Here is a 26,206-nt window from a genome sequence, read left to right as displayed (position 1 = left end):
GATGGTTGCAGCGCAATAAGGTTTAGAACGAGTACAGTGCACTCAGGTAATAGCTGGTACCAATTACACTGGTAGTCTGCCATACCGGACGTTCATCTGTGTAGTAGGCTTCTTCATCGTTACCGTTGATGTTCAGCGCACCGAAACGCAGGCTGAAATCTTCGGTCACGTTGTAGCCCAGTACCAGGTCGACCTGGTTGCGACCGTCAACAACACGGCCTTCGCGGGCGAAGAATGCATCGGTGTTATCCTGAATATACGGGCTGCGGTTATTCACTGCTACTCGTGCACTGAAGGTTTCGTTTTCCCAGTAACCGATGAAGTTCCAGGTTCTTTCCGATGAGTTGGTCAGCACAAAGCTCTGGCTGTCATCTGCATCGATGTAGGTGAAGTTTGCGGAGAAACCAAAACCTTTTACAGGTAACCACTGATCAAGCCCCTGGTTCCAGCCAAGCTCAAGACCTTTGATGCTGGTGCCTGCGTCATCGTTGTAGGTGCTGGTAATTTCATAGATATTACCGTCGGCATCCAGACAGTCAGTGGCCGTGCCACTAAGAGCAGTACCCTGATAGTCATCAGGACAAACAAACTCGGTCACCGAACCGTTCTCGATTTCTTTCCAGAACAGGGTCAGCGCCAGGCTGTCGCCTTCACCGTAGTACCATTCCAGACCTAAATCGACCTGATCCGCCGTCATTGCTTTCATTTCAGGCTGACCCAAATCGATGCTGTAGGTAGTAGTACCGAAAGAGTTCTCCTGTGAAGTTTCTGACGCAGCAATTTGTGAACGTGAAGTCAGGATTGGGCGCACCAGTACTTTGGCAGCCGCAAAACGGGCCTGCACTTCGTCGTTGAGTTCCAGTACCAGGTTCATGCTGGGCAGGAAGTTGTTGTAGTCGTAATCGATATCGTATTCACCGATAACGTCACGAATCTCGCCATTGAACTCGTTGCGTTCACCGGTGAGGTAAGTGTTTACTGTGCGGTCAGTGGTTTCGTACCGGCCACCGAAATTACCACGGAACGGGAAATCGCCCAGCATGGTGTCGAATTCTGCTTCCGCGTAAAAAGAAACAATATCACGCTCAATGCCGTAAGAAGACTGTGCAGCAAAGAAAGTCGGTACGGTTACACCTTCGGCTTCCAGCGCATCGCGGTATGCCTGCACGTCCGGTGCGATCCAGGCGTGTTCCACAGACATCTGGTTATCGAGGAAGTCCGTGACCATGTAGTTATAGTCAGTCATCAGCGGCAGGTCGGACGGATCAGCTTCGCCAATAGCAAAACGGTCAGTACGATAAAAATCCCGGTTGAACTCTTCTTTACGGTACTTGGCACCGAATGCTACTGAAGTGAAGAAATCACCGTCCAGCGCACGGATTGCATCTACCTGGAAAGCGGTTTCTGACGTATCCATATAACGGGTTGCGCCGTTAGGATACTCGTTGCGCGGCATATCGTAAGGATAGAGCGCCGGATCCGTGAGATCTTCGTCTACGTTGAAAATCACATTGTCGCGGTTTGAAATGTCCATGTCGGCTGAGACCGTAGTCGCCAGAATAACCGCTTCCTCACCGTGCACCGCTTCACCCTTGGTGTAGTGCGCTACGCCAGAGATTTCCCAGTTGTCAGTGGTGTATTTAGACTCCAGGGTAAACGCCTTACTGGTCGCATCTTTCTGCTCCATCTGGCGGTTATTTTCCAGTGTGAAGTTGTCCACACGAACACTTTCGTAAACCCCGTTTACTGGCGAACCTAACAGCGTGATGTCATCACGGTCGAACAGGAAAACCTGCTGATTCAGATCCTGCTCGGTGTCGTCATCGGCATAGATTGCCGTCAGCGTGGTTTCGAAATTCGCAGTCGGACGCCACTGCACCGCACCGTTCATTAGATAACGCTTGGTTTCACGATCGATACGACGATAGCGCGGACGACGGGGATAATCATTGCCGTCATCATCCTGGAACCAGCGACCCATCCACGCATTGTCAACGCGATCGTCCAGCGCCTGATAACCGGCATTCAGGAAAATACCCACAGTGTCGTCAGCGAACTGATCGATATAAGTGATGTTCGCTTTTGGCGTAACATCATCGGTAGGAGAAAATTCCGAGTACTGACCTTTTACCGACGCGACTACTTTACGCTCGCTGTACGACAGCGGCTTAGTTGTATCGATATTGATAGTACCGGATAAACCGCCGGTATCCATGTCGGCACTCGGCGATTTAATGACAGAAATGGACGATGCCAGTTCTGACTGAATAATGTCGTAACGGAAGCCGCCGGTGAAGTCGGCATTCGCCATTGTCTGGCCGTTTACCGTGGTGCGTGCGTATTGCGCGCCCAGGCCACGAACACTGATCGTGGAGCCACGTCCGTTGATGTTAGAAATCTGTACGCCCGGAATACGCTGAATCGCTTCGGCGATGTTTTCTGTGGGGAATTTACCGATATCTTCTGAGGTAATGATATCAGCCACTTTGGTTTCGTCGCGCTTCAGCGCTGACGCTTCTACCAGGCTGCTACGATAAGTAACACCGATTCTTTCGATGTCGTTCTCGTCTGGTACGACTGCTTCCTGAGCAAACGCGGCGGGAGCCAGCGCGCATAGGATGGCACTGGCAATGAGGGTTTTAGTCGGACGCGTGTATTTCATACATGGTTCCCATCAGTTCAACATTTTATTGTTATCCAGCCACTGGCAAGGCGACTGAAAGGGTTTATTTCGTTGTTATTATCACGGTGAATTTTTCGTCACCCTGTTTTCGACGCTATCACCGCGTGTCAACGTTGTCAAACAGTCAGATTAAAAATTTATTACAGAGAAGGAGTGTGTGAGAACCTGATTAAGCCGGTTTTGTGGCTGAGTCGCGGATCACCAGATCCAGTGAAAATCCCTTAGTTTCTGCGGAGTGTACGTCTTTTTCCTGCATCATTTTAATGACCATGGCAGCGGCGCTGGCAGCAATATCAAAATTTGGCTGATTCACTGTGGTCAGATGTGGCCAGGTCTGCACGGAGAACGGGCTGTTCTCGAAACCGACGATAGAAATGTTTTCCGGCACCTTGAAGCCACTCAGGCGAGACTGAAAGACTGCACCGGCGGCGATTTCATCGTTACACGCAAAAATGGCAGTAGGATTGTGCTTTAACGCTTCACGGGTCATCGCCATACCGGAATCGAAAGTAAACTCACCATCAATAATGAGATTTTTATCTACCGGCAGGCCCCGGTCTGTCAGGGCTGCACGGAAGCCCTCAAGGCGACCGAGACTGGATTCGTGAGACGAGTGATAACCGAGAAAGGCAATTTTCTGATGACCGAGGTCGAGCAGGTAGTCCGTCATTTTACGGGCGGCACCCACGTCGTCCACGTGAATAACCGGTGCCAGCGTGTCAGGTGCTTCTGCGCCAGACAGAATGCGTACCACTTTGGCATCGCGGTTTAACAGAAAGGTAACCAGTTCACGGTTTTCCGACAGCGGCGGAGTAAGAATAACGCCACCAATCTGGTTTGAACCGATCATGGCCACCAATTCCTTCCCCACTTCTTCGGAACGGGAATCAGTAGGATGAATAACCAGTTCGAAACCCCGTTTACGGCACTCGGAAATAATGCCGTTCTGCATTTCAATCACGTAGTGACTGTTAGGGTTGTCATACACGAAAGCCAGAGAGAACGGCGCTTTGCGCATCACCCGGGCGGTATGATTTGGCTGATAGTTTAGCTTTTCGATGCATTCGAGAACTTTTGAACGCACTTCATCGCTTACGCTGGCTTCTTTATTCACAACCCGTGAAACAGTCTTGAAGGATACCCCTGCCAGCTTGGCAACGTCCTTAATTGTTGGCTTCTTCATAATTTCCTTTCGCGATGAAAAAATGCATGACATTCAGGAGCATAATAACATTCCCCCTGCCCCGCAACATTCCTGTCTACCCCATAAGTAGGACGTTGGTCTATTTTTATACCCAAATAAGATTTGACAACGTTGACAAAGCAAGGTTAACGTAAAAACCCTGATTGCAAAAGAAGCAGTTCACAGATGACAGCTGAAAATAACAAAAAGCGATTACTGTCTCTCGACGTATTTCGCGGGCTAACCATGATGGCGATGATCGTGGTGAACAGTCCGAATACCTATGGCGAACTCTCTCACGCATACTGGGATGGGATTTTCTTTGCCGACCTGATTTTCCCGTTCTTCATCATTATCGTTGGTGTTGCCATCGCGCTGGGCTTTAAGAATGTCACTCCGGATTCACCGAATCTGTCGGCGGTACTTAAAAAAGTGTGGAAGCGAACGTTCATTATGTTCGCGCTGGGTATGGTAGTGAATCTGTTCTATACCCATTTTGAACAAATCCGAATTCTCGGTGTGTTACAGCGTATTGCTCTGGTTTACCTGGCCTGCTGTTATTTTGCTATTTACTGTACACCACGGACCATTGTGAAGTCTGGAATCGCTATTCTTGTACTGTACTGGCTGTTTATTCTGTGCGTACCGGCACCTGGGCTGCCTGCGGGTCACCTGGAGCGCGGCGAAAACATCATCAACTGGTTCGATCGCTTTATGCCCGGCATGTTATGGCGCGGCGAGTGGGACCCGGAAGGACTTCTGAGCACCTTCCCTTCTATCGTCACCGGTATCATTGGTCTGCTGATGGGACGAATTCTGATTAGCGCTAAGCAGGATTTAAAAGAAGCGGTAATGCATCTTTCAGTCTTTGGTTTCGCCTGTTTTGCTATTGGTTGTGTATGGAGCCTTGGCTTCCCATTCATCAAACAAATCTGGTCGAGCTCATTTGTACTGGCTACCGGCGGCATTGCTGCACTGATCCTGGCCTGTATGGTGTGGTACATCGATATTCGTGGCCACCGCGCCGGCACAACCCTGCCGGTAATCTTCGGCGCCAACGCGATTACCGCTTACGTGCTGCATGTCATCATTGAAAAGTGTCTCGACTGGGAAGTTAACGGAACATCTGTTCATCAGATGTGGGTGGACTGGTCGCTGCAGGTTGGAATGAGTGAATTTATCAGTGCAACCATCTGGGTAGTGATGTTTGTGGGTGTGTGTTTCATTCCGGTTTACTGGCTCTGGCGTAAGCAGATTTTCATCAAAATCTAACGCTGCTATTTAACTTTTCATGTGATTTCTAGAGATTCAGTAAGGAACCGTTTGTGATTCATCAACAGTATTTTCTCGGCATCGACGGTGGCGGAACAAAGTGCAAAGCCCGGCTTGAGTCACTGAATGGCGAGCTGTTGGGCGAGGGGCTTTCCGGACCAGCGAATCCGGCTCAGTCTGCCGACATCGCTTTAAACAGCATCATTGATGCCGCTGCACAGGCTGTCGCCGCAGCGAATCTGCCCGCAGAAACAATATCAACACTTCATGTGTGTCTTGGTCTGGCGGGGGTGAATATCCCCGCCTACCGGGATTTAGCTGAAGCCTGGCAGTTACCCTTTGCCAACACCCTGCTGACCACCGACCTGCACGTTGCCTGCGCGGGCGCCCATGGCGGTCAGGAAGGCGCCATCATGATTACCGGCACCGGCAGTTCAGCCTTTGCCTGTGTGAACGATGTACATACCATGATGGGCGGTCACGGCTTTCCGTTAGGGGATAAAGCCAGCGGTGCCTGGCTGGGCTGGCGCGCGCTGTCATCCACCCTCGAAGCGATGGACGGACTGTCGGACACTACACCGCTGACAGACGCCGTGTGCGAACAGCTACATGCTTCCAGTGCTGAGGACATTGTTGCCCAGGCGCTGCACTACCGCTCTGCCGACTATGCCGCGCTGGCGCCAGTAGTAGTTGGTCAGGCCCGGCAGAACGAAGCGCTGGCAACAGCAATTATTCAGGAAGGTGCTGCATACCTCACCATGGTGTTGCAGCGTCTTTCGGATTTAAAACCACAGCGCCTGACTATGATTGGCGGACTGGCCTCCTACTGGAGTGCTCACCTGCCCGACCACATTCAGCGCAAGTTAAGCCCCGCGCTATGCTCACCGGAATACGGTGCGGTAGCGCTGGCCAGACAAGCTTTTAAGGAGGCCTGATATGGCACTCACGACTAAAATGGCCACCGAGGCCGCCGAAACACCCCAGGTATTCCGTAATCAACTTAAAGAAAACAGCGCCAGTGTTGCTGAACTCGCTGAAGCGATAAAGCAGCACGACCCGGCTTTTGTTTACATGATTGGCCGCGGTACCTCTGATCACGCCGGCGTATTCGGTAAATACCTGATTGAGACCGAACTGGGTTTATCCGTGGCTGCCGCAGCCCCTTCAGTTAACAGTGTGTACGGTAAATCACTGCGCCTGAAAGAAGCGCTGGTGTTTGTAATTTCCCAGTCTGGTCGCAGCCCGGACATCATCGCTCAGGCGAAAATGGCCAAAGCACAGGGCGCCCTGTGTGTTGCGCTGGTGAACGACGAAAGCTCACCTATCGCAGACGTGGTGGATTTCTTTATTCCGCTTAAAGCCGGCCCTGAAGTTGCTGTTGCTGCAACCAAAAGCTATCTGGCAAGCCTGTTTGCGCTGCTGCACATTGTTTCTACTTACTCAGAAAACAAGGCGCTTGCTGCATCACTTGAACAGTTGCCCGCGCAGATGGAGCAAACCATTGCTGCCGAACCGGTACTCAGCGCAGAAGCACTGGGCCCGATGGACAGATGCGTAGTGCTGGGTCGTGCTTTCGGTTATGCTGTTTCAAGAGAAATCGCGTTAAAAATGAAAGAAGTATGCGGTATTCAGGCTGAAGCGTTCAGCAGTGCAGAATTCCTGCATGGTCCTATTTCACTGCTTAACCGCGGCGTGGCCATTCTGGATGTGAACATTCCTGACGCCAGCAGCCCGTTCCACGAGGCGCAGATAGCCGAAGTGAAGAAGCGCGGCGCGACGGTTTATCCGCTGCTGACGCCGCCGGAAGATATTCATCCTCTGGTATCGCCCCTGCTTATCATGCAGCGTTTTTATCTCGATATCGAAATCGCGGCCAGAAAACTGGATATGGATCCTGATAATCCGGTAGGCCTGAAAAAAGTCACAGAAACGGTATAAACATCATGCGCTATTTTGCTCCACAATTGTTCGACGGTACCACGCTGCTTTCTGATGTCAGCTTTGACATTGAGAATGGCAAGGTGTCGTCTCTGACCCCGAATTCCGAAGCCGGTGAAGCCACCGTGCTCAACGGGTTAGTGAGCCCGGCGATGGTGGATATTCAGGTGAATGGCGGCGGTGGCGTGCAGTTTAATGAAGCGCCGACGCCAGAAACCTTAAAGCAAATGGCGGATGCTTATCTTACCGTGGGTACCGGCAGCATTATGCCCACGCTTATCACAGATGATCTTGAAGTGATGAAGCGTGGTGCCGATGCCATCGCCATTGCCCATGCCGACAATTCTGCAGCGATTCCCGGTGTGCATTTTGAAGGCCCACACCTGTCGCAGGCTAAAAAAGGCATGCACAGCAGCAGCTTTATTCGTCCGCTAACCGACGAAGAGTTTGCTGTTTTTACCCGCAAGGATTTAGGCGTGGTGCTGGTAACGGTAGCGCCGGAAATGGTATCTCCGGAAGACATCACCCGCCTCGTAGACGCCGGTGTGATTGTGTCTGTTGGCCATACCAATGCCGATTCTGAAACCTGTCTGCGGGCATTTGACGCTGGCGCGACCTCGGCCACTCACCTGTACAACGCCATGTCTGCGTTGAACAGCCGTGAACCCGGCGTGGTAGGCAGTGCCCTGTACCGTGACGATATTTATTGTGGTCTGATTGTGGATCATCAGCACGTTCATCCTATCAGTGCTTCTCTGGCGATTCGACTGAAAGGCGATGACAAACTGATGCTGATCACCGATGCCATGGCTCCAGCGGCCAGCGATGCTGACCATTTCATGTATCAGGGCATTAAAGTGCTGCGTCAGGGGCCGACCCTGAAGCTCGCTGACGGCACGCTTGCCGGTTCGGTGCTTACCATGGAAGAAGCAATTCAGCATACCCATTTCGATTTGGGCTTTCCGCTGGACAGCGTGCTGAAAATGGCTACCGCAACGCCGGCTGCTTTCCTCGGTTTAAGCGACGCTCTGGGCGCGCTGAAGCCCGGCGCTGCAGCAAACTTCATTACTCTCGACGACGAGCTTGGCGTGACCGCTTATTGGCGGGACGGTCAGCGCATGTCGTAACACTTCCCGGGCGTCGCCCTGGTAATACGTTCAAAGGAAAAATAATGACAACAACTGAGCAAGCGACTCCAAAGGGTTCCACACTGTTGCCGATGGCGATCATCGGTACGCTGTTTTTTGTGTTTGGTTTTATAACCTGGCTGAACGGCGCACTTATCCCATTTCTGCAGATTGTCTGTCAGCTTACCGGCACTGAAGCACTGCTGATTTCTTTCAGTTTCTACATTGCCTACGTGGTAATGGCGCTGCCTATGTCTTTCGTACTCAACAAGACTGGTTATAAAAATGCCATGTCGCTGGGCCTGGTGCTTATTGCTGTTGGCTGCTTCCTGTTTGTACCAGCCGCCGAGGCACAGACTTTCCTGCTGTTCATTACGGCACAGTTTATTGTGGGTTCAGGACTGACTATTCTTCAAACCGCATCTAACCCCTATCTGGTAAAAATTGGTCCGGCGGAAACCGCTGCGGCCCGCATTTCCATTATGGGTCTGTTAAATAAAGGTGCAGGCTGGCTGGCTCCTATCGTGTTTACCGCCCTTGTGCTGGGTAACTTTGCAGATGTGTCCGCGCAAAGCATTGAAGCCCTGCCTGCTGCTGAAAAGCAGGTGCAGATTCAACAGCTGGCCGACAGTCTGGTAACGCCATATATCGGTATGGGCATTGCCCTGCTGATCCTGGCTGTAGCGCTGCGCTTCTCTGGTCTGCCGGAACTGGATTTACATCAGGAAGATGACAAGCTTGATGCTACCGGTGCTGCGGAAGGTTCCATTCTGCAGTTCCCGCAGCTGGTTCTGGGTGTGGTTGCCCTGTTCTGTTACGTGGGCGTTGAGGTAATTGCCGGTGATACCATTGGTCTGGCCGGTGCAGCGCTGAACGTAGACGGTCATATTGGCCTGACGTCTTACACCATGTTCTTTATGGTAATTGGCTATACGCTGGGTCTGTTGCTTATTCCCCGTGTGCTTACCCAGCACCAGTTGCTGACACTGTCTGCAGCGCTGGGGATTATTCTGGCGGCACTTATCCCGTTCACTAATCCTGAAAGCGATACTCTTTCTGCAATTCTGTGGGGCTGGACAGGCATTGGTACACTGCCCGACCCGATTACACTGATTGCGCTGATGGGCCTGGCCAACGCTATTGTGTGGCCTGCAGTATGGCCGCTGGCACTGGAAGGTCTGGGCCACTTCACCGCCCGAGGCTCTGCCCTGCTGATCATGGGTATTGCCGGTGGTGCGATTCTGCCTATGTTTTTTGGTGCTATTGCCGACAGCGCCGGCGTGCTGAATGCCTACTGGATGACTATTCCCTGCTACGGCTTCATTCTGTTCTACGCCGTGAAAGGCTGCCGCCTGACGAAGTGGTGATAGTTATTTAGCTGACCAAATAGAAACGGCACCTTGCAGGTGCCGTTTTTGTTTTTAACGCAGTAATCTTGAGCGCAGCAGCTCATCACCCATCAGCCCTTATCGGGCTGACATATAAGATACCGCTCTAATCAGGCCACGTAATTCTGCAAGACCTTTCAGGCGGAATAGCCTGGCTTGAGGTCTTTTTTGTCCTGCTCGTCGGTCAGGGTGTGGCCGTGATCAGGACGCATCGGGATCTGACAACCGATGGACGATTCACAGTTCAGCAGAGCCTGTACCAGACCCACCATGTCGTTATCGCCGTCGAGGTGTGCAGCTTCGTAGAAAGAGCCGTCTTCCTCGCGGGTCACGTTACGCAGATGCACGAAGTAAATACGGTCTTTGAATGCGTTAACCATGGCAATCAGGTCGTTGTCACCGCGGGCGCCATAGGAACCGGCACACAAAGAAAGTTAAGTTGTCGTCTATGAGCGAGAGAATGCTGCGCTTTTCTTGTTGAATAGGGATTAATTCTCTTTAGTAGGAGAATCAAATCTGACTTTCATGTCCGGTTCTCGATCAAAGCGGCCGAAGCGGTGAGTATGAAATCGTATTGCTCAGAAAGATACTTTCACACTTAGTATCAGACGTAATTACTCTCCTACTCCAACAAAAAAGCCACTCTATTTCGAGAGTGGCTTTTATCGACTTTAAGTAAAAGGCGCTTAACGCACGTTCACTTTTGCTGATACGCCCTGTTTTGCCAGCACATCGTCAGCCGATGTTCCGCCAACCACAATGTTGTATTGCCCGGCTAAAACATTCCAATCATGAATAGTCTCGTCAAAGTAAGCAAAGTCACTGCGGCTCAGTGTCAGTGTCACCACTTCAGATGCACCCGGTGCCAACAGCGCTGTTTTGGTAAAGCCTTTCAGCTCTTTTGGCGGACGGTCGTCACGAGGTGTTTGAGACGCCACATACAGCTGCACAATTTCCCGGCCAGCCACCTTACCGGTATTGGTCACTTTCACACTCACTGTCAGGCTATCGTTATCTCCTTTCAGGCTGCCTTTCGATAAGGCAATATCGCTGTAAGCATAGGTGGTGTAAGACAAACCAAAACCGAATGGATAGGCAACATCCTGTGGATGACGATCGAAGTGGCGATAACCCACAAATATATCGTCGTTGTATTCAATCTGTACGTGGTGGGTAGTGGGCGCCTGGCCGTGTACCGGCGAATCGGTCGCCAGTCGAGGCCAGCTGTCGGTAGTTTTACCCGACGGGTTCACTTCACCACGCAGCACGTCTGCAACGATATTAGAGCCATAGTTACCCGGCATACCGATATACAGAATAGCGTCTGCAGAGTCTTCCCACACCGAAGTGACTACCGGGTGAGCGATGTTCAGCAACACAATCAGCTTTTTACCCACGCTGTGATACGCCTTGGACATATTACGGATCATGGTGATTTCATCATCGGTCAGGTCAATCGACGTATTGTCGGTATTTTCCTGCCCCGGGCGACCAATCAATACAATACCCACATCGGTATCTTTGGCTGCGGCTTTGGCCTGTGTCAGACTCATTCCTTCCTGCCAGGCATCGTCATGTTTTACTGCGAAGCCGCCATTTTTAAGGCCCTGGATGAGCGACACCACATCGTCAATATTTACCGTTACCCGGGCACTTCCGCCGCCCTGGAAGATAATACCTTTTTGCGGGGCACCCCAGATTGGGTCACCACCGACAAACTCATCACGGGCGTAACTGCCTACCACAGCACCAACCAGGCCTTGCGCCAGCGGTAATGTACCCTTAGCATTTTTCAGCAGGATCATGCCTTCGGCCGCCGCCTTCTTAGAAAGCTCATTGCCCGCTACTTTCAGCTCATCACTCAGATCGTGCAGCGCCTTAAACTGGCTCTTATCGTAAATCTGCTCCTTAAATGAGCGCGACTTCAAAACGGTTTTCAGTACATTAGTCAGGGCCGCGTTAATATCAGCTTCACTGATTTTGCCCGAGGCAATCTCGTTAACGTGCAGATCAGGACCACCCAATAAGCCACCCAGCAGGTTTCCTCCCGGCGTGTTTAAATCCAGACCATTGCTGTATGAAGAAATCGCATTGTGGTAAGCACCCCAGTCAGGCATTACAAAACCATCAAAACCAAACTCATCACGCAACATCTGGTTTAGCAGGTAATCGTGCTCTGACGAGTGAACATCGTTCACTAGGTTATAGGCCGCCATAGCGCCCCAGGGATTGCCTTTACCCACAGCGATTTCAAAACCGCGCAGATAAATTTCGCGCAGCGCTCGTTCGCTTACCAGCACATTCACAGTACGACGGTTGTTCTCATACTGGTTTACCGCATAGTGCTTAATAGTAGCCCCGGTGCCAGCTTCCTGAGTACCGTTGATCCAGGCTGCCGCCAGTTCACCGGTAATCAGCGGATCCTCTGAGTAATACTCAAATACACGGCCAGCAACCGGATCACGATGAATATTCATACCCGGGCCAAGGATAATATCGGCACCGTAGTATGCCGTTTCCTTACCGATAGCATGCCCAACTTCTTGCAGTAACTCTGTATCCCAGCTCGACGCTAACAGCATAGGGTTAGGGAATGCCGTTGCATAACGTCCACCCAGACGAATACCCGCAGGGCCATCAGCCAGTTCTAGCGAGGTGATACGTAAACGTGGTATTGCCACGGTTGCCGATGCTGCGCCTAATTCGGTTGAGGTACCGGTTAATAGCTGGGTTTTCTCATAATCGCTCAGCTCTGCAATAACCGCCGGAATACTTGCTTCATCGGTAAGTACCCTAAGTGATTTATCCTGCTCAAGCTTAAAGGTTGCCACCGGGCTGTCCGGTAAACCGGCTTTTACTGAGATGGCTTTGACCGTGGCCTGTTTGCCTTGTCGGCTCAAATCAATCGGCCCGCTGTAACGCTTACTGTCGCGATCCGGCTCACTGCCATCCAGTGTGTAATAAATGGTAGCTTCAGGCGTTGCTGATTTTAGTGTAAACGCCTTTGGTAACGACTTATAGCGGCCACTTTGATACATACTGTTTGGCGTATCTGCCGTTACCATATAATCAAAGCTCACCACGCCACTGGGCTTTTCACCATCGCGAGCCGCGATCATTTTTAAGGTAGTCGGCTCGGTAAAGGTGAGCGGACCATAAAACTTCAACGAGCCACGAATACGAGGAATGTACTCCGTGCTTTCTACCGTTGGCTCAGTACCATCGGTGGTAAAGAAAATCCGTGCAGTCGGATCAGGATGATACGGTAAAACCTGCACCCGCCCTACATAGCGCGAAGGTGCCGGGCGCGCCCGTGGACGAATAGTTTGATCCCCGGATTTGAGGTTAATTTTGATTTGCCCCTGCACCCGGTCGCTGTTCTGGATTGGCTTGGCATCAGGGTTATCTATTTGCTGGGCCATGGAACCGGCAGACAAACCGATAGCACAAGAGAATAAAGACGCCAGCAGCGTCGTCTTTGAGGCGATGTGAAGCTTCATAATGCTCGTCTCTTACTTATTAGAATTTTTGTCGTGCTAAGAAAACACCCGCGTCCGGCGGGTGCTGCACAGGCTTAATACTCTCAGGTATTGCACGCTGGTGGCATACCTGCACACCAGCAATATTGCTTGGTCAGAGCTGCTCAGAAAGCTCCGGCAACGCTTCAAACAAGTCTGCAACCAGACCATAATCCGCCACCTGGAAGATAGGCGCGTCTTCGTCTTTATTAATTGCCACGATAACTTTGGAGTCTTTCATACCGGCCAGGTGCTGGATCGCACCAGAGATACCTACGGCAACATACAGCTCAGGCGCAACGATTTTACCCGTTTGACCCACCTGCATATCGTTAGGTACAAAGCCAGCATCAACCGCGGCACGCGATGCACCCACCGCACCGCCAACCTTATCGGCAATGGCTTCAAGCAGGGCAAAGTTGTCGCCGTTTTGCATACCACGACCACCAGATACCACCACTTTGGCCGCGGTTAGTTCAGGGCGGTCAGACTTAGCCACTTCCTCACCAACAAACGAAGAAATACCGGCATCGTGAGCGGCACCCACATTAGTTTGTTCCGCGCTGCCGCCTTCTGCAGCACTTGCGTCAAAGGCTGCGCCACGCACAGTAATGACTTTAATGGCTTCTTCGTTTTTCACCGTGGCGATAACGTTACCGGCGTAAATAGGGCGCTTGAAGGTATCGGCAGACACCACGGCAATGATGTCAGACACCTGGTCTACATCAAGTAACGCAGCAACACGAGGCATCAGGTTTTTACCTGAGGTTGTCGCAGGTGCCAGCACATGGCTGTAGTCACCGGCAACTTCTGCAACCAGTGGTGCCAGGTTTTCAGCCAGCTGATGGCCATAAGCAGCGTTATCCGCTACCAGTACCTTGCTGACACCGGCAACGCTGGCCGCGGCATCAGCGGCAGCCTGACAATCACTGCCAGCAACCAGAATATGAATATCACCGCCAATTTCACTGGCCGCAGTCACGGTGTTAAGAGTGGCCGCCTTCAATGAGGCATTATCGTGTTCAGCTACAATTAAAATACTCATCAGATAACCTTCGCTTCGTTTTTCAGTTTTTCCACCAGCTCACTTACGCTTGCTACCTTGATACCCGCCTGACGGGTCGCTGGTGGCTCTGCGCTCACCAGTGTAACCTTAGATACCGTGTCGACACCCAGCTCACTGGCAGTGAGAGTATCCAGCGGCTTGCGCTTGGCTTTCATGATATTAGGTAAAGATGCATAACGCGGCTCGTTAAGACGCAGGTCTGTCGTGACAATTGCTGGCAGAGCCAGTGATACGGTTTGCAGACCACCGTCGATTTCGCGGATGACCTGAGCTTTACCGTCAGCGATGTCGAGTTTAGAGGCGAAAGTGCCCTGCGGACGGCCGGTTAATGCAGCCAGCATCTGGCCGGTCTGGTTGTTGTCACCGTCGATGGATTGCTTACCCATGATGATCAGTTCGGGTTCTTCGCGGTCGACGACGGCTTCAAGCAATTTAGCAATGGCCAGCGGTTGCAGGCTACCTTCAGCTTCCACATGAATACCACGGTCGGCACCTAACGCCAGCGCGCTGCGGATTTGTTCCTGACAACTCTTATCACCTACTGATACGATAACGACTTCAGTGGCAACACCCGCTTCTTTCAGACGTACTGCTTCTTCTACAGCAATTTCGCAAAATGGGTTAATCGACATTTTTACGTTACCGAGCTCTGGCCCGGTGCCGTCAGACTTGGCTCTGACTTTTACGTTGTAGTCCACCACACGTTTTACCGTTACTAAGACCTTCATACATTCTCCATCATTCAAACCGGGGATCAGGCAAAATTAACAAATCCCACATATTGACATTTTACACACAATTAACAGATTAGCAAAAACAGTGCAATCAAATTGTGCTGTCCGCTGACCACTTAGCCAGCCATATAACCGCCATCAACAATAAAGTTAGCACCGGTTGCATAAGTCGCACGGTCTGATAGCAGCCAGCAGGCCATTTCAGCCATTTCCAGCGGCGTCGCCAGACGTTCAAAAGGTATTTTCGATAAAATCAAGTCGCCACGACGGGCCATGGAGTCTTCAATCATCGCGGTATCCACATAACCCGGGCACAGTGCGTTGATTCGAATTTTCGGCGCATATTCCAGCGCTGCGGTTTTTGTCAGGCCGGTTAACGCATGTTTACTGGCTGCATAACCTGCGGTAGTCGGAAAACCGGTTAACGCCGCCAGCGACGTGGTATTCACAATAGCACCGCCGCCTTGTTTTTCCATCTGCTCGATTTGCGCACGCATCAGATGCCAGGTGCCCAGTACGTTTACCCGCAGAATTTGTTCAAAGGCGTCTTCTTCCCATTCTGCGGTACGTTTACCGCCCTGACCTACCTGACCACCGGTGACACCGGCGTTGTTGAATGCACCGTCCAGACGACCATAAGTTTCAACGGCTTTTGCTACCAGAGCTTTAAGCTCGGCCGGTTTTTCCAGATCGGCGGCAACGCCAATGGCTTCGCCACCGTTATCGTTGATAGACTTAACCAAATCAGCGATTTTACTTTCAGAGCGCGCACTCAGTACCAGCTTAGCGCCTTCTTTAGCGAACAGCTCAGCTGCCGCATTACCAATGCCGCCCGCGGCACCGGTGACTACAATGACTTTTCCGTCTAACATTCCGGACATTCACTATCCCCTTATTCATTTAACTGACCGATGCCTGTATAGCACCGCTCAAAAATTTGTTCAGAGCATTGATAGCAATAAGCAAGCCAGATGAAAAATAGATAAAATCTAAGCAATTGGCGGGTTTAAGACGGGCAATGAGAGGGTTTAGCGTGTTGTCGACACACAATAGTGTCGTCATGAAAGACACTACGACAGCAGCACAGTGCCGCTGTCGTATATAAAGACATTAAGAGAACTGCTGATCAGTCACCGGCTCCTGCCATTCAACAGCACTGCCGTCTAACGCTTCGGTAATCGCAATATGGCTCATAGCAGTCGTATCAGACGCACCATGCCAATGCTTTTCGTGAGGCGAAATCCACACCACATCACCCGCGCGTACTTCGTATTTCTCCTCGCCCCAGGCCTGCACCCAGCCGCAGCCCTGAGTTATAACCAGAATCTGCCCTAACGGATGCACATGCCAGTGAGTTCGGGCGCCAGGCTCAAAGGTCACCAGGCCGGTAGCGACCCGACCAGGCTCATCCGCCACTACTAAAGGGTCGCGGCGCACTGCACCAGTAAAGTTTTCATCAGTGCCCTGACTGGATGGCTGCGAGCCAGATTGAATGACTTTCATTAAATTTCCTCATTATGGTTTATTCCTATACGCAGCAAGTTTTACACCAATTACACGTGTGCCGGCTTATTGCTACGCGCCTGCCCGTGGCATATTCTGTGCATCCGCTTAACCACTTAGTTAAGAATAAAGAGAGCATTATGAGCACCACCGCAAGCGCCGAAAATTCTGGCCAGGAAATATTGCTGCCTGATTTACCCATTATAGATTCTCACTTTCACCTGTTCGATTTACCGCATATTCGTTACATGCTGGATGAATATCTGGCTGACGCACAGGGCGGACACAACGTTATCGCTTCTGTATACAGTGAAACCAGGGCCTTCATCCGTACTGATGGACCAGAGGTTATGCGCCCGCTGGGAGAAGTTGAATTTGCCAATGGCATCGCCGCGATGACCGCCGGTGGTCGCTATGGTAACTGTAAAGTCGCAGCAGCGATTGTGGGCCATGCGGACCTGACCCATGGCCATGCGGTTGGCGAACTGCTGGATAAATCCATGGCTGCCGCACCAGATCGTTACCGTGGCATCCGCCATGTCACTCTGGATTACCCTGATGAGCGGCCATTTCAGTTTATTATGAGCGGACGACCGCCCTCAGGCGTACTGGATAATCCTAACTTTGTGAAAGGGCTGGCCGAACTGGATAAACGCTCACTGATATTTGATGCCGCGATTTACGATCCATCGCTACCTGCCATTACGGCTCTGGCCGACCAGTTCCCGGACCTGCAAATCGTGCTCAACAACATGGGCGGACTGGTGTTAGTGGATATGACACCGGAAGAAAAGGCCGCCGCGATTACGCGCTGGAAAGGGAATCTCACCGAACTGGCTAAACGGCCCAATGTGGCCTGCAAACTCGGCGGTTTAGGCATGCCTACCTGGGGCTTTGATTTTATTCAGCGACCGGATGAAGCCACCTATCAGGAACTGGCTGCGGTCTGGCAACCCTTCGTGGAATCGGTGATTGAAATCTTTGGTGTTGAGCGTTGCATGTACGGCAGCAACTTCCCGCCGGACAAACGTTCAAGCGGCTACGTTAAGGCCCTCAATGCCTACAAATACATTTTAAGAGGCTATTCAGAGACCGAACAACAACAATTGTTTGCCGGTACCGCCAAAGCAATTTATAAGATTGATTAATAAGCCGCGAAAAAACAGTTGTCTCACATGAGCCAGCCTGCTCAGGAGATCCCCGCCTTCGCGGGGATGACGGATATTTGAAATATCGCGGGAATGACGGTTGTTTTTCGTAATCAACACAGAACAAATCACCCCGCCTTCCCGGGTATTTTTCCGAACAGACACAACCCAAGTTAACTCCGTCTTCCCGGAATTTGCGTAGCAAATATCCGGGATCTCCCAACATGATATCGGAGTGTTCAATCGCCCTTAAATGCCACTTTCCGTATGGCTACATCGTACAAAAAGTAGTTTCACGTGAGTCAGACTGTTCAGAAGATCCCCGCCTTCCCGGGTATTTTTCCGAACAGACACAACCCAAGTTAACTCCGTCTTCCCGGAATTTGCATAGCAAATATCCGGGATCTCCCAACATGATATCAGGGTCTTCAATCGCCCTTAAATGCCATTTTCCGTATGGCTACATCGTACAAAAAGTAGTTTCACGTGAATCAGACTGTTCAGGAGATCCCCGCCTTCGCGGGGATGACGGATATTTGAGACATAGCGGAGTGACGGTTGTTTTTTGTGACCATCACAACCCAAATCACACCGTCTTCCCGGAATTTGCATAGCAAATATCCGGGATATCCCAACATGATATCAGGGTCTTCAATCGCCCTTTTACGCCACTTTCCGCGTGGCTACCTCGTTCAAAAAAGGTCGTTTCAGACGAGTCAGCCTTTTGAGGAGATCCCCGCTAAAAACATGCGGGAATGACGGGTATTTTTGGCATCGCAAGGATGACGAGTATTATTAACCGTTATTTAAGATTCTCAAAAATAGCCGCTAAGCCCTGTCCACCACCAATACACATGGTTTCCAGGCCATAACGTGCATCACGACGCTGCATTTCGCGTAGCATGGTCGCCAGAATACGCACACCAGTTGCCCCCAGCGGATGACCCAGGGAAATCCCCGAACCATTTACGTTAAGGCGGGCGAAGTCGTCCTGGCCAAGTCCCAGACTTTGCGTACATGCCAGTACCTGTGCGGCAAAGGCTTCGTTTATTTCCAACAGGTCGATGTCTTTAAGTGATAAGCCAGCGCGGGCCAGCGCTTTTTGCGATGAGGACACAGGGCCTAATCCCATACGCTCAGGTTCAAGACCGGTTACCGCCCAACTTACCAGACGACCAAGGGGTTTCAGACCAAGCTTTTCGGCCATTTCACGGGTGGTAACGATACAGGCCGCAGCGCCGTCATTCTGCCCACTGGCGTTCCCGGCGGTAACAGTTGCGCCGTCATCGAGTTTGGCGCGTACCGCACGCAAACCCGCTAGATCGTCTAGTGAGGTTTGCGGACGCGGGTGTTCATCGGTATCCACAACGGTAGTCTTACCGCGTTTGGTCACTTCAACCGGTACCATTTCGTCATTAAACAAACCATTTTCGATAGCGGCCTTGGCCCGTTGTTGTGAGGTAAAGGCCAGTTCATCCTGAGCCTCACGGCTAATATTTAACTCGCGACGCAGGTTCTCGGCGGTTTCAATCATGCCGCCGGCAATAGGATGGTCGCGCCCACCCGAAGTGATACGCCCGCGCACCAGACGGTCCCACATGGGCGACGAATCACCGCGCAGGCCCCAACGTGCGCCAACCACGTAATGCTCTACCTGACTCATGTTTTCCACACCACCAGCAATCAGCAGTTCAGCCGCGCCGGTTTGTACCCGCATACAGGCATCGATAACGGCCTGTAAACCCGAGCCGCAGCGTCGGTCTACCTGAACACCCGGTACATGCACGCCCAATCCGGCGTCCAGCGCAGCAATACGGCCAATCGCCGGAGCTTCACCGTTAGGGTTACACTGGCCAAAGATCACTTCTTCAACCAGTGCCGGGTCGATGCCGGTTCGTGTCATTAATGCACGTAATACCGTTTCCGCCAGGGTGGCTGCCGGGACATCCTTAAATACACCACCAAAGCCGCCTACCGGCGTGCGCAATGGTTCACAAATTACAGCATCTCTCATAATGGTTCTCTGCTTACTGGTGACCTTAAGGATTACCCTTTGGTCAGAATGGCCTTAACTTCCAAATACTCTTCCATACCGGCAACGCCCATTTCGCGTCCGTTGCCTGATTTCTTATAGCCGCCCATGGGCACTTCAGTGCTCGGCGGCGCGCCGTTGAGAAACACGCGGCCAGCACGCATTACGCGGGCAACATCAAGAATTTCGTCATCGTCGCCAAACACGTAGGCCGCCAGGCCGTACGGTGTGTCGTTAGCCAGTTCAATTGCTTCGTCAACAGTTTCGTAAGTCAGCACTGCCGTAACCATGCCGAAAATTTCTTCGCGAGCAATGGTCATATCCGGCGTCACATTGGAAAAAATAGTCGGCTGCACAAAATAACCACGCTCGATACCAGCAGGACGCCCGGGCCCTCCGGTTAATAGGGTCGCGCCTTCATCGATGGCACTTTGAATGTACGCCTGAATACGTTCGTACTGCGCGGCATTAACCACTGGCCCATGGGTTGTTTCCGGTAGGGTTGGATCGCCAACGCGAACGTGTTTCGCTACTGCATCCTTAAGCGCCTGTTCAGCTTCTGCCAGTTGGCTTTTGTGCACCAGTAAACGCGTAGGCGAATGGCATGACTGCCCGCTGTTAGAAAAACCACGGGTAACGTTAAATTCGGCAGCGGCGACTACATCAGCGCCCGGCATAACGATATTGGCCGATTTACCACCGAGTTCCTGGGCTACGCGTTTTACCGAAGGCGCCGCAGCAGCTGCCACAAGCGTCCCGGCGCGGGTTGAACCGGTAAACGACACCACGTCGATATCATCATGACCGCTGATAGCTTCGCCCACACCCGGTCCGTCACCGTTAACTAAGTTAAATACACCCGCCGGTACACCAGCCTCGTGCAGAATATCGGCGAACACCAGCGCACTGACCGGGGTAAATTCACTGGGTTTCACCACGCTGGTACAACCGGCGGCTAATGATGAAGATAACTTGTTACACAACAACTGAATCGGCCAGTTCCACGGTGTAATCAGTCCGGCTACACCAATGGCTTCGTGACGGATAATAAAACGTCCTTCGCGGCTTTCGAACTGGTAGTCACCCAGGGTTTTGATGGCCTGGCGAATCGCATTAACCGATGAGTCAATCTGCGCCTTTAAACTCACCGGCGCGCCCATTTCTTCGGTGAGCGCTGCGTGTACTTCGTCGCGACGGGCAGAGAACACCTCAGCAATGCGTTCCAGTAAGGCAATTCGCTCTGCAGGTGTCGTTAACGAAAACGTTTTGTATGCGCGACGGGCGGCAGTGACCGCACGGTCGACATCGGCAGGGCAACCCAACGCAACCGTTGCAAACACTTCTTCGGTGGTGGGATTTCTTAGTTCAAAAGGACGGGACTCAATGGGATTTACCCATTCGCCATCAATATAGAATTGACCATAGTGTCTCATAAGCTATCAGAACCTGTTTCGGCAGTGATGAATGTGTGGCTGGCCGCTGTCAGATTGCGGCCAAACCATGAATCTCGGATAAATACGCTTGGTATTTAGACGTTTATAACGTGTATAAGTGCAAGTACGGTGCCAGCTACAGAAGCTGCGTAAAACAGCCATTTTCACCGACTTTATCTACCGCTGCTGTCAACGCCGCACAGACCTGATTGAGCATCAGTGCCGGCAACTGGTGTTGGCGCGCCAGCGTAGTGAGTGGCTGAATAGAGTGATGCAGCTGTCGGATAGAGAACAGCCCATGAGGTTCGTCGGGGCCTAATACCGCCGCGAACAAGGCATTTCCCGCTGCGGACGCGCCAGAGCCAGCATTAATCACATTGCAGAACTCGTTGAGGTCCAGCCCCGCTTTTTTCGCCAGTAATAAGCCTTCAAAAGCGATAACCTGATGACAAGCCGCAAACGCTTCGGACAACACCGCGGCATTATCCTGTGAACCATGCGTATCAGCGCCGCAGTATTCAACGCCAAACATGTTTTGCACAAAGGGGATCAGATCTTCCAGACGGGCGTCCGGCCCAATGGAACGCAGGCCAATATTTAAAAAGCCGCGGCCCATCTCACACACCGGCATAGCGGTACCGTGGGCATGAGCGAAATCGCTGGCCATATTGGTGTCTTTTACCATCAGCTCAATGGCAAAGTCAGTACTTGGTTTACCCTCCGCAATCCCAGGCAGTAATCGCGCGGTAAGGAAACTCTGGCTTGCTTCGCGATTGCCGCTCTCGACAATTTCCGCCATCGACAAGCCCATTACCCGGCCCATTGCCGCCAGTTCCAGCGTCATCATACGATTGGCTGTATTAAGCAGATTATTGATAGATTTCACCATTTGTGCCGAGCCCACTCGCTCACCACAATGAAAGACCTTAGGACTGATATCACACAAAACCGGTTTTGCCCGGTTAAAGCTGGCGCTGTCTCCGGATGCCATTATGGTAATGGTACCCGCTTCTGCGGCGGGCACACCGCCGGCTACGGGCGCATCCAACATCGCAATATTACGAATAGCGAGTTTTTCACTGAAGGCCAGAGTCATAGCCGGTACGCCACTGGTTTGATCGATAATCACTGAACCGGGGTTAACATGCATGTACAGGCCATCTTTGCCAAACAGCGCGGCTTCAACGTGAGTACTTTTGGGTAAACATAAAAAGATAACGTCGCAGCGCTGGCCTAAATCAACCAGTGAACGGGCAGACTCTGCGCCTGCTGCCACCAATTGTTCTCTGGCTTCAGGATTTAAATCCCACACCAGCAGTTCATGATTCTGAACCAACCGGGTAGCCAGAGCCTTACCCATTGCACCGAGTCCCACATAGCCTATCTTCACGTTTTGTCTCCACACTACTTGCTGTAATAACCCATTTCACAAAAACGACCGTGGTGGGTTATGACCTTGAGAAACACAATGTGAAGTACACACAGACAGTGGCTCAGTCAGCTACAACCCCACGACTAGTCTTCGTGGATATTGAGTTCTTCTAATTTTTTGTAGAGATAGGAGCGTGAAATCCCGAGATGGTCTGCCACCTTCTTTTTATTACCACGGAAGCGCACCATGCAATCGCTGATCATTTCCAGCTCTACACGGGCGGTGGCTTCTTTAATCGTGCCGTCGGTCATCCCGCCACCGGTCAGGCGGTTATTACGGTTTTGCGGTTGCGCGCCAAAGCTGCGGCTGCCACCGGACTCACCGCCGAAATCTTCGATGCGTAACACACCATTTTCGGCAAACACAAAGGCCCGTTCCACTTCATGGCGCAGCTGTCTGATATTCCCCGGCCAGCGGCGTGACATCAGATAGTCCACGACATTGCTTTCTACCTCTACATTGGCCTTGTCATACTTGTCGGCCATTTCCTGCATGAAGTGACGCAGCAGTAACGGGATGTCTTCTTTCCGTTCTTCCAGGCTTGGCAGGGTGATGCACACCGGGCTGATACGATAGAACAAGTCCAGACGGAATTTGTTTTCTTCTACCAAATCTTCCAGGTTGTGGTTAGTTGCACTGCACAGGCGGAAGTCGACGCTTTTTGGCTTATCACCACCAACCCGCTCAACAATTCGTTCCTGCAGTACGCGCAATAATTTCGATTGCACTTCCAGCGGCATATCACCAATTTCGTCAAGGAAAATAGTACCGCCATCAGCCTGTTCAAACTTACCCGGACGACCTTTACGATGAGCACCGGTAAAGGCACCCGCTTCGTAACCAAACAGCTCGCTTTCAACCAGCGTGGCTGGCAGTGCTGCAGCGTTTACCGTAACCAGGTTGCTGTCACTTCGCTGGCTGTACATATGCAATGCCCGCGCCACAAGCTCTTTACCCGTGCCACTCTCACCCTGAATAAGTACCGGCACATCAAGTGCGGCAACCTTCTTGATCTGGCGGCGTACCGCTTCAATCGCGAGGCTTTGGCCAATGATGGCATCGAGGTATTTTTCTTTAACTTTGTCTGATTTGGACTCGCGTTCGTATTCAGCAAGACGCTTTTCCAATGCGGTAATTTTGCGCGACATTTTCTCGATTTGCTGGGGGCCCTTAAACATAACACGGCCAATGGCTCCCACTATTTCACCGTCACGACGAATAGGATGACGCGAGGTAACCCGCTGGGTATCGCCCATTTGCAGCACCTGGCCCACTTCGGCAACGCCGGTTTTGATCACGTCACACAGCCGTGAATTAGGGATAACGTCGGTAACCTTAGCGCCAATGGCTTCGCCGTGTTTGAGGCCAAAAAACTTTTCATGCACCGGCGACAAATAAGCCAGTCGCCCCTGCCTGTTCGCCACAACCATGGCGTCGTAGGGGTCAGTTAAGATTTGTTCGAGAATGTTGGTAGAGAAATCCACACCAAGCAGGAATTCCATCACTGCGTCATTGGCTTCATCCATTAATAGCAGGATATATTTGTCATCATTAGGCGCAAATAATCCAATATAGCGCGAATCTTGTGTATCGATTGGCACAATCCGTTTACTAACGGCCTCCTGCACCCAGGCAGGTGTTTTGACTAAAGCTTGTACTGTTTTTTCTTCGCCGACACCTGACGCAAGCAATATCCCTTTGTCCTGACTGGAAATTATAAACCCTTTCAAATCTTTAAGACTCATTTGAAAAATGCCTTAGTTGCTAGAAATGTATTTAACAAAGTCACTATAACGTAAAAATGTTGTTATTGCGCTCACTTTTAAAAAACAATTATTTTACATAGTGAGATTAGCTTATTTTGTGGCAAAAGCCCACTGATGATCACAAGCACCCGCCAGAGCATACTGGCCTGAGTATTGCTACATGGGTATTGTTATAAAAAACTTCTGTTACCCTAAATTTGTTATTGCACATGTTGCATCCATACCGGAGGTTCCCCCATGGAGAACAGACCCTCAGATTTCGCCAACGGCGATTCACAGTCATACTGGCAAGCCGCGCTTGAGCAACGTCTTGAATTCCAGCGCTGCGAATCCTGCCAACATATTCAGTTTCCGCCTCGCGTACAGTGCAGCAAATGCTGGAGTGCCGACATCGTGCCGCATACCTGCTCTGGCGATGGCACCATTGAAAGCGTCACCATTGTGGAGCGTGCGCCGCTGCCACAGTTTCGTGACAAAGTACCTTATGCCGTCGTTGCCGTAATCACTGCCGAAGGCCCGCGCATGATCACCAACCTGATTGGCGAAGGTGCGCTGGATGCCCATATTGGCGATGCAGTAACTGTTTGTTTTGAAGCCGATGCTAAGGGCAATATGCTCCCTCAGTGGCAACTTGCGTGATAGTCCTTGTTGTCCACCGCCGATACGGTGGACACAACCATCCCTAACCCCCGTTAACTTAACGTCCGTTAAACTGTGGGGCGCGTTTATCTTTAAGTGCAGCAACCGCTTCTTTGTGATCTTCACTGGTCCTTACCACCGCTAACTGCGCGGCTAAGTCATCCAAATGCACATCAAGCGTAGTCTGCCCACCATGGTTTACCAGTTTTTTGATTGCTTTAACCGACAACGGCGCAGCGCTGGCAATTTGCTCAGCGTAATCTGTTACATCAGCTGCAAAGGTTTCAGCAGCGAAAACCCGATCCACCAAACCCAGACGCTCAGCTTCGTTGATATCCACCCAGCGACCGGTCCAGAACATATCCAGCGCTTTGGATTTGCCGATAATCCGCGGTAAAAACCAGGCCCCGCCCACGCCGGGCAGTAAGCCCATTTTGGCGTAGGTTTCAGCGAATTTCGCTTCACTTGAAGCCACGCGGATATCGCACATCAGCGCCACATCCATACCGCCGCCAACCGCGGCACCATTAACAGCAGCAATAACCGGCTTATCCAGTCGGGCAACGGCACGAACCAATGAATGGGCTACCGCCGTCATACGGTCCCGGGCTTCGATCACCGTTTGTTCGGTGCGCCCGGCCATCCGGCCGGTATCTGCGCCAGAACAAAAACTTTTGCCCGCCGCAGCAAACACCACTACCCGCACGTCATTACGCTGTTGGCACTCACCTAATAACTCAACCCAACGGGCGATCATCTCATCGGTAAACGCATTGCGTTTATCCGGTCGGTTAAGCGTAATCGTGGCGACACCCGCATCGGATACGCTAAACAATAAGTCTTCGGTTACGCTCATGCCGCATCACCTTCAGGACGGGCACGATACATAAAAGTAGCCAGCATGCTTTGCACGGTTTCGCCGCGCTGATTCACAAACTCGCGTTTGAATTTCACAATGCCACGACCGGGTTTTGAGGTGCCACGGGTTTCCAGCACGGTAGAACGCATAAACAAGGTGTCACCGTGTTTAACCGGGCTATGCATGCGCCACTCGTCAATCCCCAGCACCGCCATCAGCGTGCCGTCGTTAACGCCACTGGCGTACTGCAGACCGCCCATTACAGCGTAAATAAGCGGAGCATGGGCAATCGGCTCACCAAATGGTGTGGTTTTGCAATATTCCCAGTCGGTATGCACACCGTTAAAGTCACCAGACAAACAGGCGAAGTTCACAATATCGGTGTTAGTAATAGTCCGTTTGGGGGTCTCGATAACCTGACCCACCGTAAAATCGTCGTAGTAGTAGCCGCGCACGCTTGCAGTCATAAGCTCATGCTCCTGTCA

The 26,206-nt window shown here is 51.6% G+C and carries 21 protein-coding genes; 7 read left to right on the top strand and 14 right to left on the bottom strand.

The annotated features are described in order from the left end of the window. Positions 1–22: 22 nt before the first annotated feature. Together BFC17_RS05380 and BFC17_RS05375 are read right to left on the bottom strand one after the other, a co-directional pair. Positions 23–2,662: a TonB-dependent receptor gene (locus tag BFC17_RS05380; RefSeq protein WP_070175424.1), complete on the bottom strand. Its 2,640-nt coding sequence runs from the start codon at positions 2,660–2,662 to the stop codon at positions 23–25. 190 nt (positions 2,663–2,852) lie between these two features. After that, a complete protein-coding gene (locus BFC17_RS05375) occupies positions 2,853–3,866 on the bottom strand; it encodes a LacI family DNA-binding transcriptional regulator (protein ID WP_070175423.1) in 1,014 nt (337 codons plus the stop codon). A gap of 186 nt (positions 3,867–4,052) precedes the next feature. Between BFC17_RS05375 and BFC17_RS05370 the strand changes: the two genes are divergently transcribed. From BFC17_RS05370 to BFC17_RS05350, 5 genes are read left to right on the top strand one after another with little or no spacing between them, the layout of a single operon-like run. Continuing rightward, positions 4,053–5,138 (top strand): acyltransferase family protein, encoded by a 1,086-nt coding sequence (locus BFC17_RS05370; RefSeq protein ID WP_070175422.1) that lies wholly within the window; start codon positions 4,053–4,055, stop codon positions 5,136–5,138. Positions 5,139–5,191: 53 nt separating this feature from the next. After that, positions 5,192–6,073: a glucosamine kinase nucleotide-binding domain-containing protein gene (locus BFC17_RS05365; protein ID WP_070175421.1), complete on the top strand. Its 882-nt coding sequence runs from the start codon at positions 5,192–5,194 to the stop codon at positions 6,071–6,073. Position 6,074: 1 nt separating this feature from the next. After that, positions 6,075–7,076: a glucosamine-6-phosphate deaminase NagB-II gene (gene nagB-II, locus BFC17_RS05360; RefSeq protein ID WP_070175420.1), complete on the top strand. Its 1,002-nt coding sequence runs from the start codon at positions 6,075–6,077 to the stop codon at positions 7,074–7,076. Between the two features lie 5 nt (positions 7,077–7,081). Next, on the top strand, positions 7,082–8,203 hold the full coding sequence (gene nagA / locus BFC17_RS05355) for an N-acetylglucosamine-6-phosphate deacetylase (protein ID WP_070175419.1): 1,122 nt from the start codon (positions 7,082–7,084) through the stop codon (positions 8,201–8,203). A gap of 44 nt (positions 8,204–8,247) precedes the next feature. Next, complete coding sequence (locus tag BFC17_RS05350) at positions 8,248–9,570, top strand: sugar MFS transporter (RefSeq protein WP_070175418.1); 1,323 nt, start codon at positions 8,248–8,250, stop codon at positions 9,568–9,570. A 158-nt stretch (positions 9,571–9,728) separates the two neighbouring features. Here the strand turns inward: BFC17_RS05350 and BFC17_RS05345 are convergent, their stop codons facing one another. The 6 genes from BFC17_RS05345 to BFC17_RS05320 all read right to left on the bottom strand — a co-directional run bounded on the left by BFC17_RS05345 (position 9,729) and on the right by BFC17_RS05320 (position 16,412). Further along, the gene (locus BFC17_RS05345; RefSeq protein ID WP_070175417.1) at positions 9,729–10,019 is read right to left on the bottom strand and encodes a mannonate dehydratase; all 291 of its coding nucleotides are present in this window, start codon (positions 10,017–10,019) and stop codon (positions 9,729–9,731) included. A 258-nt stretch (positions 10,020–10,277) separates the two neighbouring features. Next, positions 10,278–13,091: a glycoside hydrolase family 3 C-terminal domain-containing protein gene (locus BFC17_RS05340; RefSeq protein ID WP_070175416.1), complete on the bottom strand. Its 2,814-nt coding sequence runs from the start codon at positions 13,089–13,091 to the stop codon at positions 10,278–10,280. 133 nt (positions 13,092–13,224) lie between these two features. Beyond that, positions 13,225–14,154 carry an electron transfer flavoprotein subunit alpha/FixB family protein gene (locus BFC17_RS05335; RefSeq protein ID WP_070175415.1) on the bottom strand — a complete coding sequence of 310 codons (930 nt, stop codon included), beginning with the start codon at positions 14,152–14,154 and terminating at the stop codon, positions 13,225–13,227. Continuing rightward, the gene (locus BFC17_RS05330; protein ID WP_070175414.1) at positions 14,154–14,903 is read right to left on the bottom strand and encodes an electron transfer flavoprotein subunit beta/FixA family protein; all 750 of its coding nucleotides are present in this window, start codon (positions 14,901–14,903) and stop codon (positions 14,154–14,156) included. Before BFC17_RS05330 ends, BFC17_RS05335 begins: the two co-directional genes overlap by 1 nt. A 122-nt stretch (positions 14,904–15,025) precedes the next feature. Continuing rightward, on the bottom strand, positions 15,026–15,790 hold the full coding sequence (locus tag BFC17_RS05325; protein ID WP_070175413.1) for an SDR family NAD(P)-dependent oxidoreductase: 765 nt from the start codon (positions 15,788–15,790) through the stop codon (positions 15,026–15,028). Between the two features lie 229 nt (positions 15,791–16,019). Then, a complete protein-coding gene (locus tag BFC17_RS05320; RefSeq protein WP_070175412.1) occupies positions 16,020–16,412 on the bottom strand; it encodes a (R)-mandelonitrile lyase in 393 nt (130 codons plus the stop codon). 140 nt (positions 16,413–16,552) lie between these two features. On the opposite strand from BFC17_RS05320, the gene BFC17_RS05315 reads away from it, so the two are divergent. Beyond that, positions 16,553–17,560 carry an amidohydrolase family protein gene (locus BFC17_RS05315; RefSeq protein ID WP_070175455.1) on the top strand — a complete coding sequence of 336 codons (1,008 nt, stop codon included), beginning with the start codon at positions 16,553–16,555 and terminating at the stop codon, positions 17,558–17,560. A gap of 802 nt (positions 17,561–18,362) precedes the next feature. On the opposite strand, the gene BFC17_RS05310 is transcribed toward BFC17_RS05315, so the two are convergent. From BFC17_RS05310 to BFC17_RS05295, 4 genes are all read right to left on the bottom strand, one after another. Beyond that, the gene (locus BFC17_RS05310) at positions 18,363–19,574 is read right to left on the bottom strand and encodes an acetyl-CoA C-acetyltransferase (protein WP_070175411.1); all 1,212 of its coding nucleotides are present in this window, start codon (positions 19,572–19,574) and stop codon (positions 18,363–18,365) included. A 32-nt stretch (positions 19,575–19,606) separates the two neighbouring features. Next, entirely contained in the window at positions 19,607–21,025 is a 1,419-nt protein-coding gene (locus BFC17_RS05305) for an aldehyde dehydrogenase family protein (RefSeq protein WP_070175410.1), read from the bottom strand. Between the two features lie 136 nt (positions 21,026–21,161). Continuing rightward, positions 21,162–22,415 carry an NAD(P)-binding domain-containing protein gene (locus BFC17_RS05300; protein ID WP_139142001.1) on the bottom strand — a complete coding sequence of 418 codons (1,254 nt, stop codon included), beginning with the start codon at positions 22,413–22,415 and terminating at the stop codon, positions 21,162–21,164. Positions 22,416–22,540: 125 nt separating this feature from the next. Further along, positions 22,541–24,202 (bottom strand): sigma-54 interaction domain-containing protein, encoded by a 1,662-nt coding sequence (locus BFC17_RS05295; RefSeq protein ID WP_070175408.1) that lies wholly within the window; start codon positions 24,200–24,202, stop codon positions 22,541–22,543. Between the two features lie 258 nt (positions 24,203–24,460). Between BFC17_RS05295 and BFC17_RS05290 the strand changes: the two genes are divergently transcribed. Continuing rightward, a complete protein-coding gene (locus BFC17_RS05290) occupies positions 24,461–24,862 on the top strand; it encodes a Zn-ribbon domain-containing OB-fold protein (protein ID WP_070175407.1) in 402 nt (133 codons plus the stop codon). Between the two features lie 58 nt (positions 24,863–24,920). Here BFC17_RS05290 and BFC17_RS05285 read toward each other — a convergent pair whose 3' ends face one another. Beyond that, on the bottom strand, positions 24,921–25,718 hold the full coding sequence (locus BFC17_RS05285) for an enoyl-CoA hydratase/isomerase family protein (RefSeq protein ID WP_070175406.1): 798 nt from the start codon (positions 25,716–25,718) through the stop codon (positions 24,921–24,923). Continuing rightward, complete coding sequence (locus BFC17_RS05280; protein WP_070175405.1) at positions 25,715–26,188, bottom strand: MaoC/PaaZ C-terminal domain-containing protein; 474 nt, start codon at positions 26,186–26,188, stop codon at positions 25,715–25,717. The genes BFC17_RS05285 and BFC17_RS05280 overlap by 4 nt, the downstream gene beginning before the upstream one ends. Positions 26,189–26,206 lie beyond the last annotated feature (18 nt).

The organism is Marisediminitalea lipolytica, from assembly GCF_001758465.1.
In the GTDB taxonomy this organism is placed as follows: Bacteria; Pseudomonadota; Gammaproteobacteria; order Enterobacterales; family Alteromonadaceae; genus Alteromonas; species Alteromonas lipolytica.
The sequence above is the reverse complement of the archived record's forward strand: the minus strand, read 5'-3'. Positions and strand labels throughout refer to the sequence as shown.

Coding starts and splice junctions, on each gene's coding strand:
- BFC17_RS05380 (WP_070175424.1), bottom strand. CDS start 2,662: ATGAAATACACGCGTCCGACTAAAACCCTCATTGCCAGTGCCATCCTA.
- BFC17_RS05375 (WP_070175423.1), bottom strand. CDS start 3,866: ATGAAGAAGCCAACAATTAAGGACGTTGCCAAGCTGGCAGGGGTATCC.
- BFC17_RS05370 (WP_070175422.1), top strand. CDS start 4,053: ATGACAGCTGAAAATAACAAAAAGCGATTACTGTCTCTCGACGTATTT.
- nagB-II (WP_070175420.1), top strand. CDS start 6,075: ATGGCACTCACGACTAAAATGGCCACCGAGGCCGCCGAAACACCCCAG.
- nagA (WP_070175419.1), top strand. CDS start 7,082: ATGCGCTATTTTGCTCCACAATTGTTCGACGGTACCACGCTGCTTTCT.
- BFC17_RS05350 (WP_070175418.1), top strand. CDS start 8,248: ATGACAACAACTGAGCAAGCGACTCCAAAGGGTTCCACACTGTTGCCG.
- BFC17_RS05340 (WP_070175416.1), bottom strand. CDS start 13,091: ATGAAGCTTCACATCGCCTCAAAGACGACGCTGCTGGCGTCTTTATTC.
- BFC17_RS05335 (WP_070175415.1), bottom strand. CDS start 14,154: ATGAGTATTTTAATTGTAGCTGAACACGATAATGCCTCATTGAAGGCG.
- BFC17_RS05330 (WP_070175414.1), bottom strand. CDS start 14,903: ATGAAGGTCTTAGTAACGGTAAAACGTGTGGTGGACTACAACGTAAAA.
- BFC17_RS05325 (WP_070175413.1), bottom strand. CDS start 15,790: ATGTCCGGAATGTTAGACGGAAAAGTCATTGTAGTCACCGGTGCCGCG.
- BFC17_RS05320 (WP_070175412.1), bottom strand. CDS start 16,412: ATGAAAGTCATTCAATCTGGCTCGCAGCCATCCAGTCAGGGCACTGAT.
- BFC17_RS05315 (WP_070175455.1), top strand. CDS start 16,553: ATGAGCACCACCGCAAGCGCCGAAAATTCTGGCCAGGAAATATTGCTG.
- BFC17_RS05310 (WP_070175411.1), bottom strand. CDS start 19,574: ATGAGAGATGCTGTAATTTGTGAACCATTGCGCACGCCGGTAGGCGGC.
- BFC17_RS05305 (WP_070175410.1), bottom strand. CDS start 21,025: ATGAGACACTATGGTCAATTCTATATTGATGGCGAATGGGTAAATCCC.
- BFC17_RS05295 (WP_070175408.1), bottom strand. CDS start 24,202: ATGAGTCTTAAAGATTTGAAAGGGTTTATAATTTCCAGTCAGGACAAA.
- BFC17_RS05290 (WP_070175407.1), top strand. CDS start 24,461: ATGGAGAACAGACCCTCAGATTTCGCCAACGGCGATTCACAGTCATAC.
- BFC17_RS05285 (WP_070175406.1), bottom strand. CDS start 25,718: ATGAGCGTAACCGAAGACTTATTGTTTAGCGTATCCGATGCGGGTGTC.
- BFC17_RS05280 (WP_070175405.1), bottom strand. CDS start 26,188: ATGACTGCAAGCGTGCGCGGCTACTACTACGACGATTTTACGGTGGGT.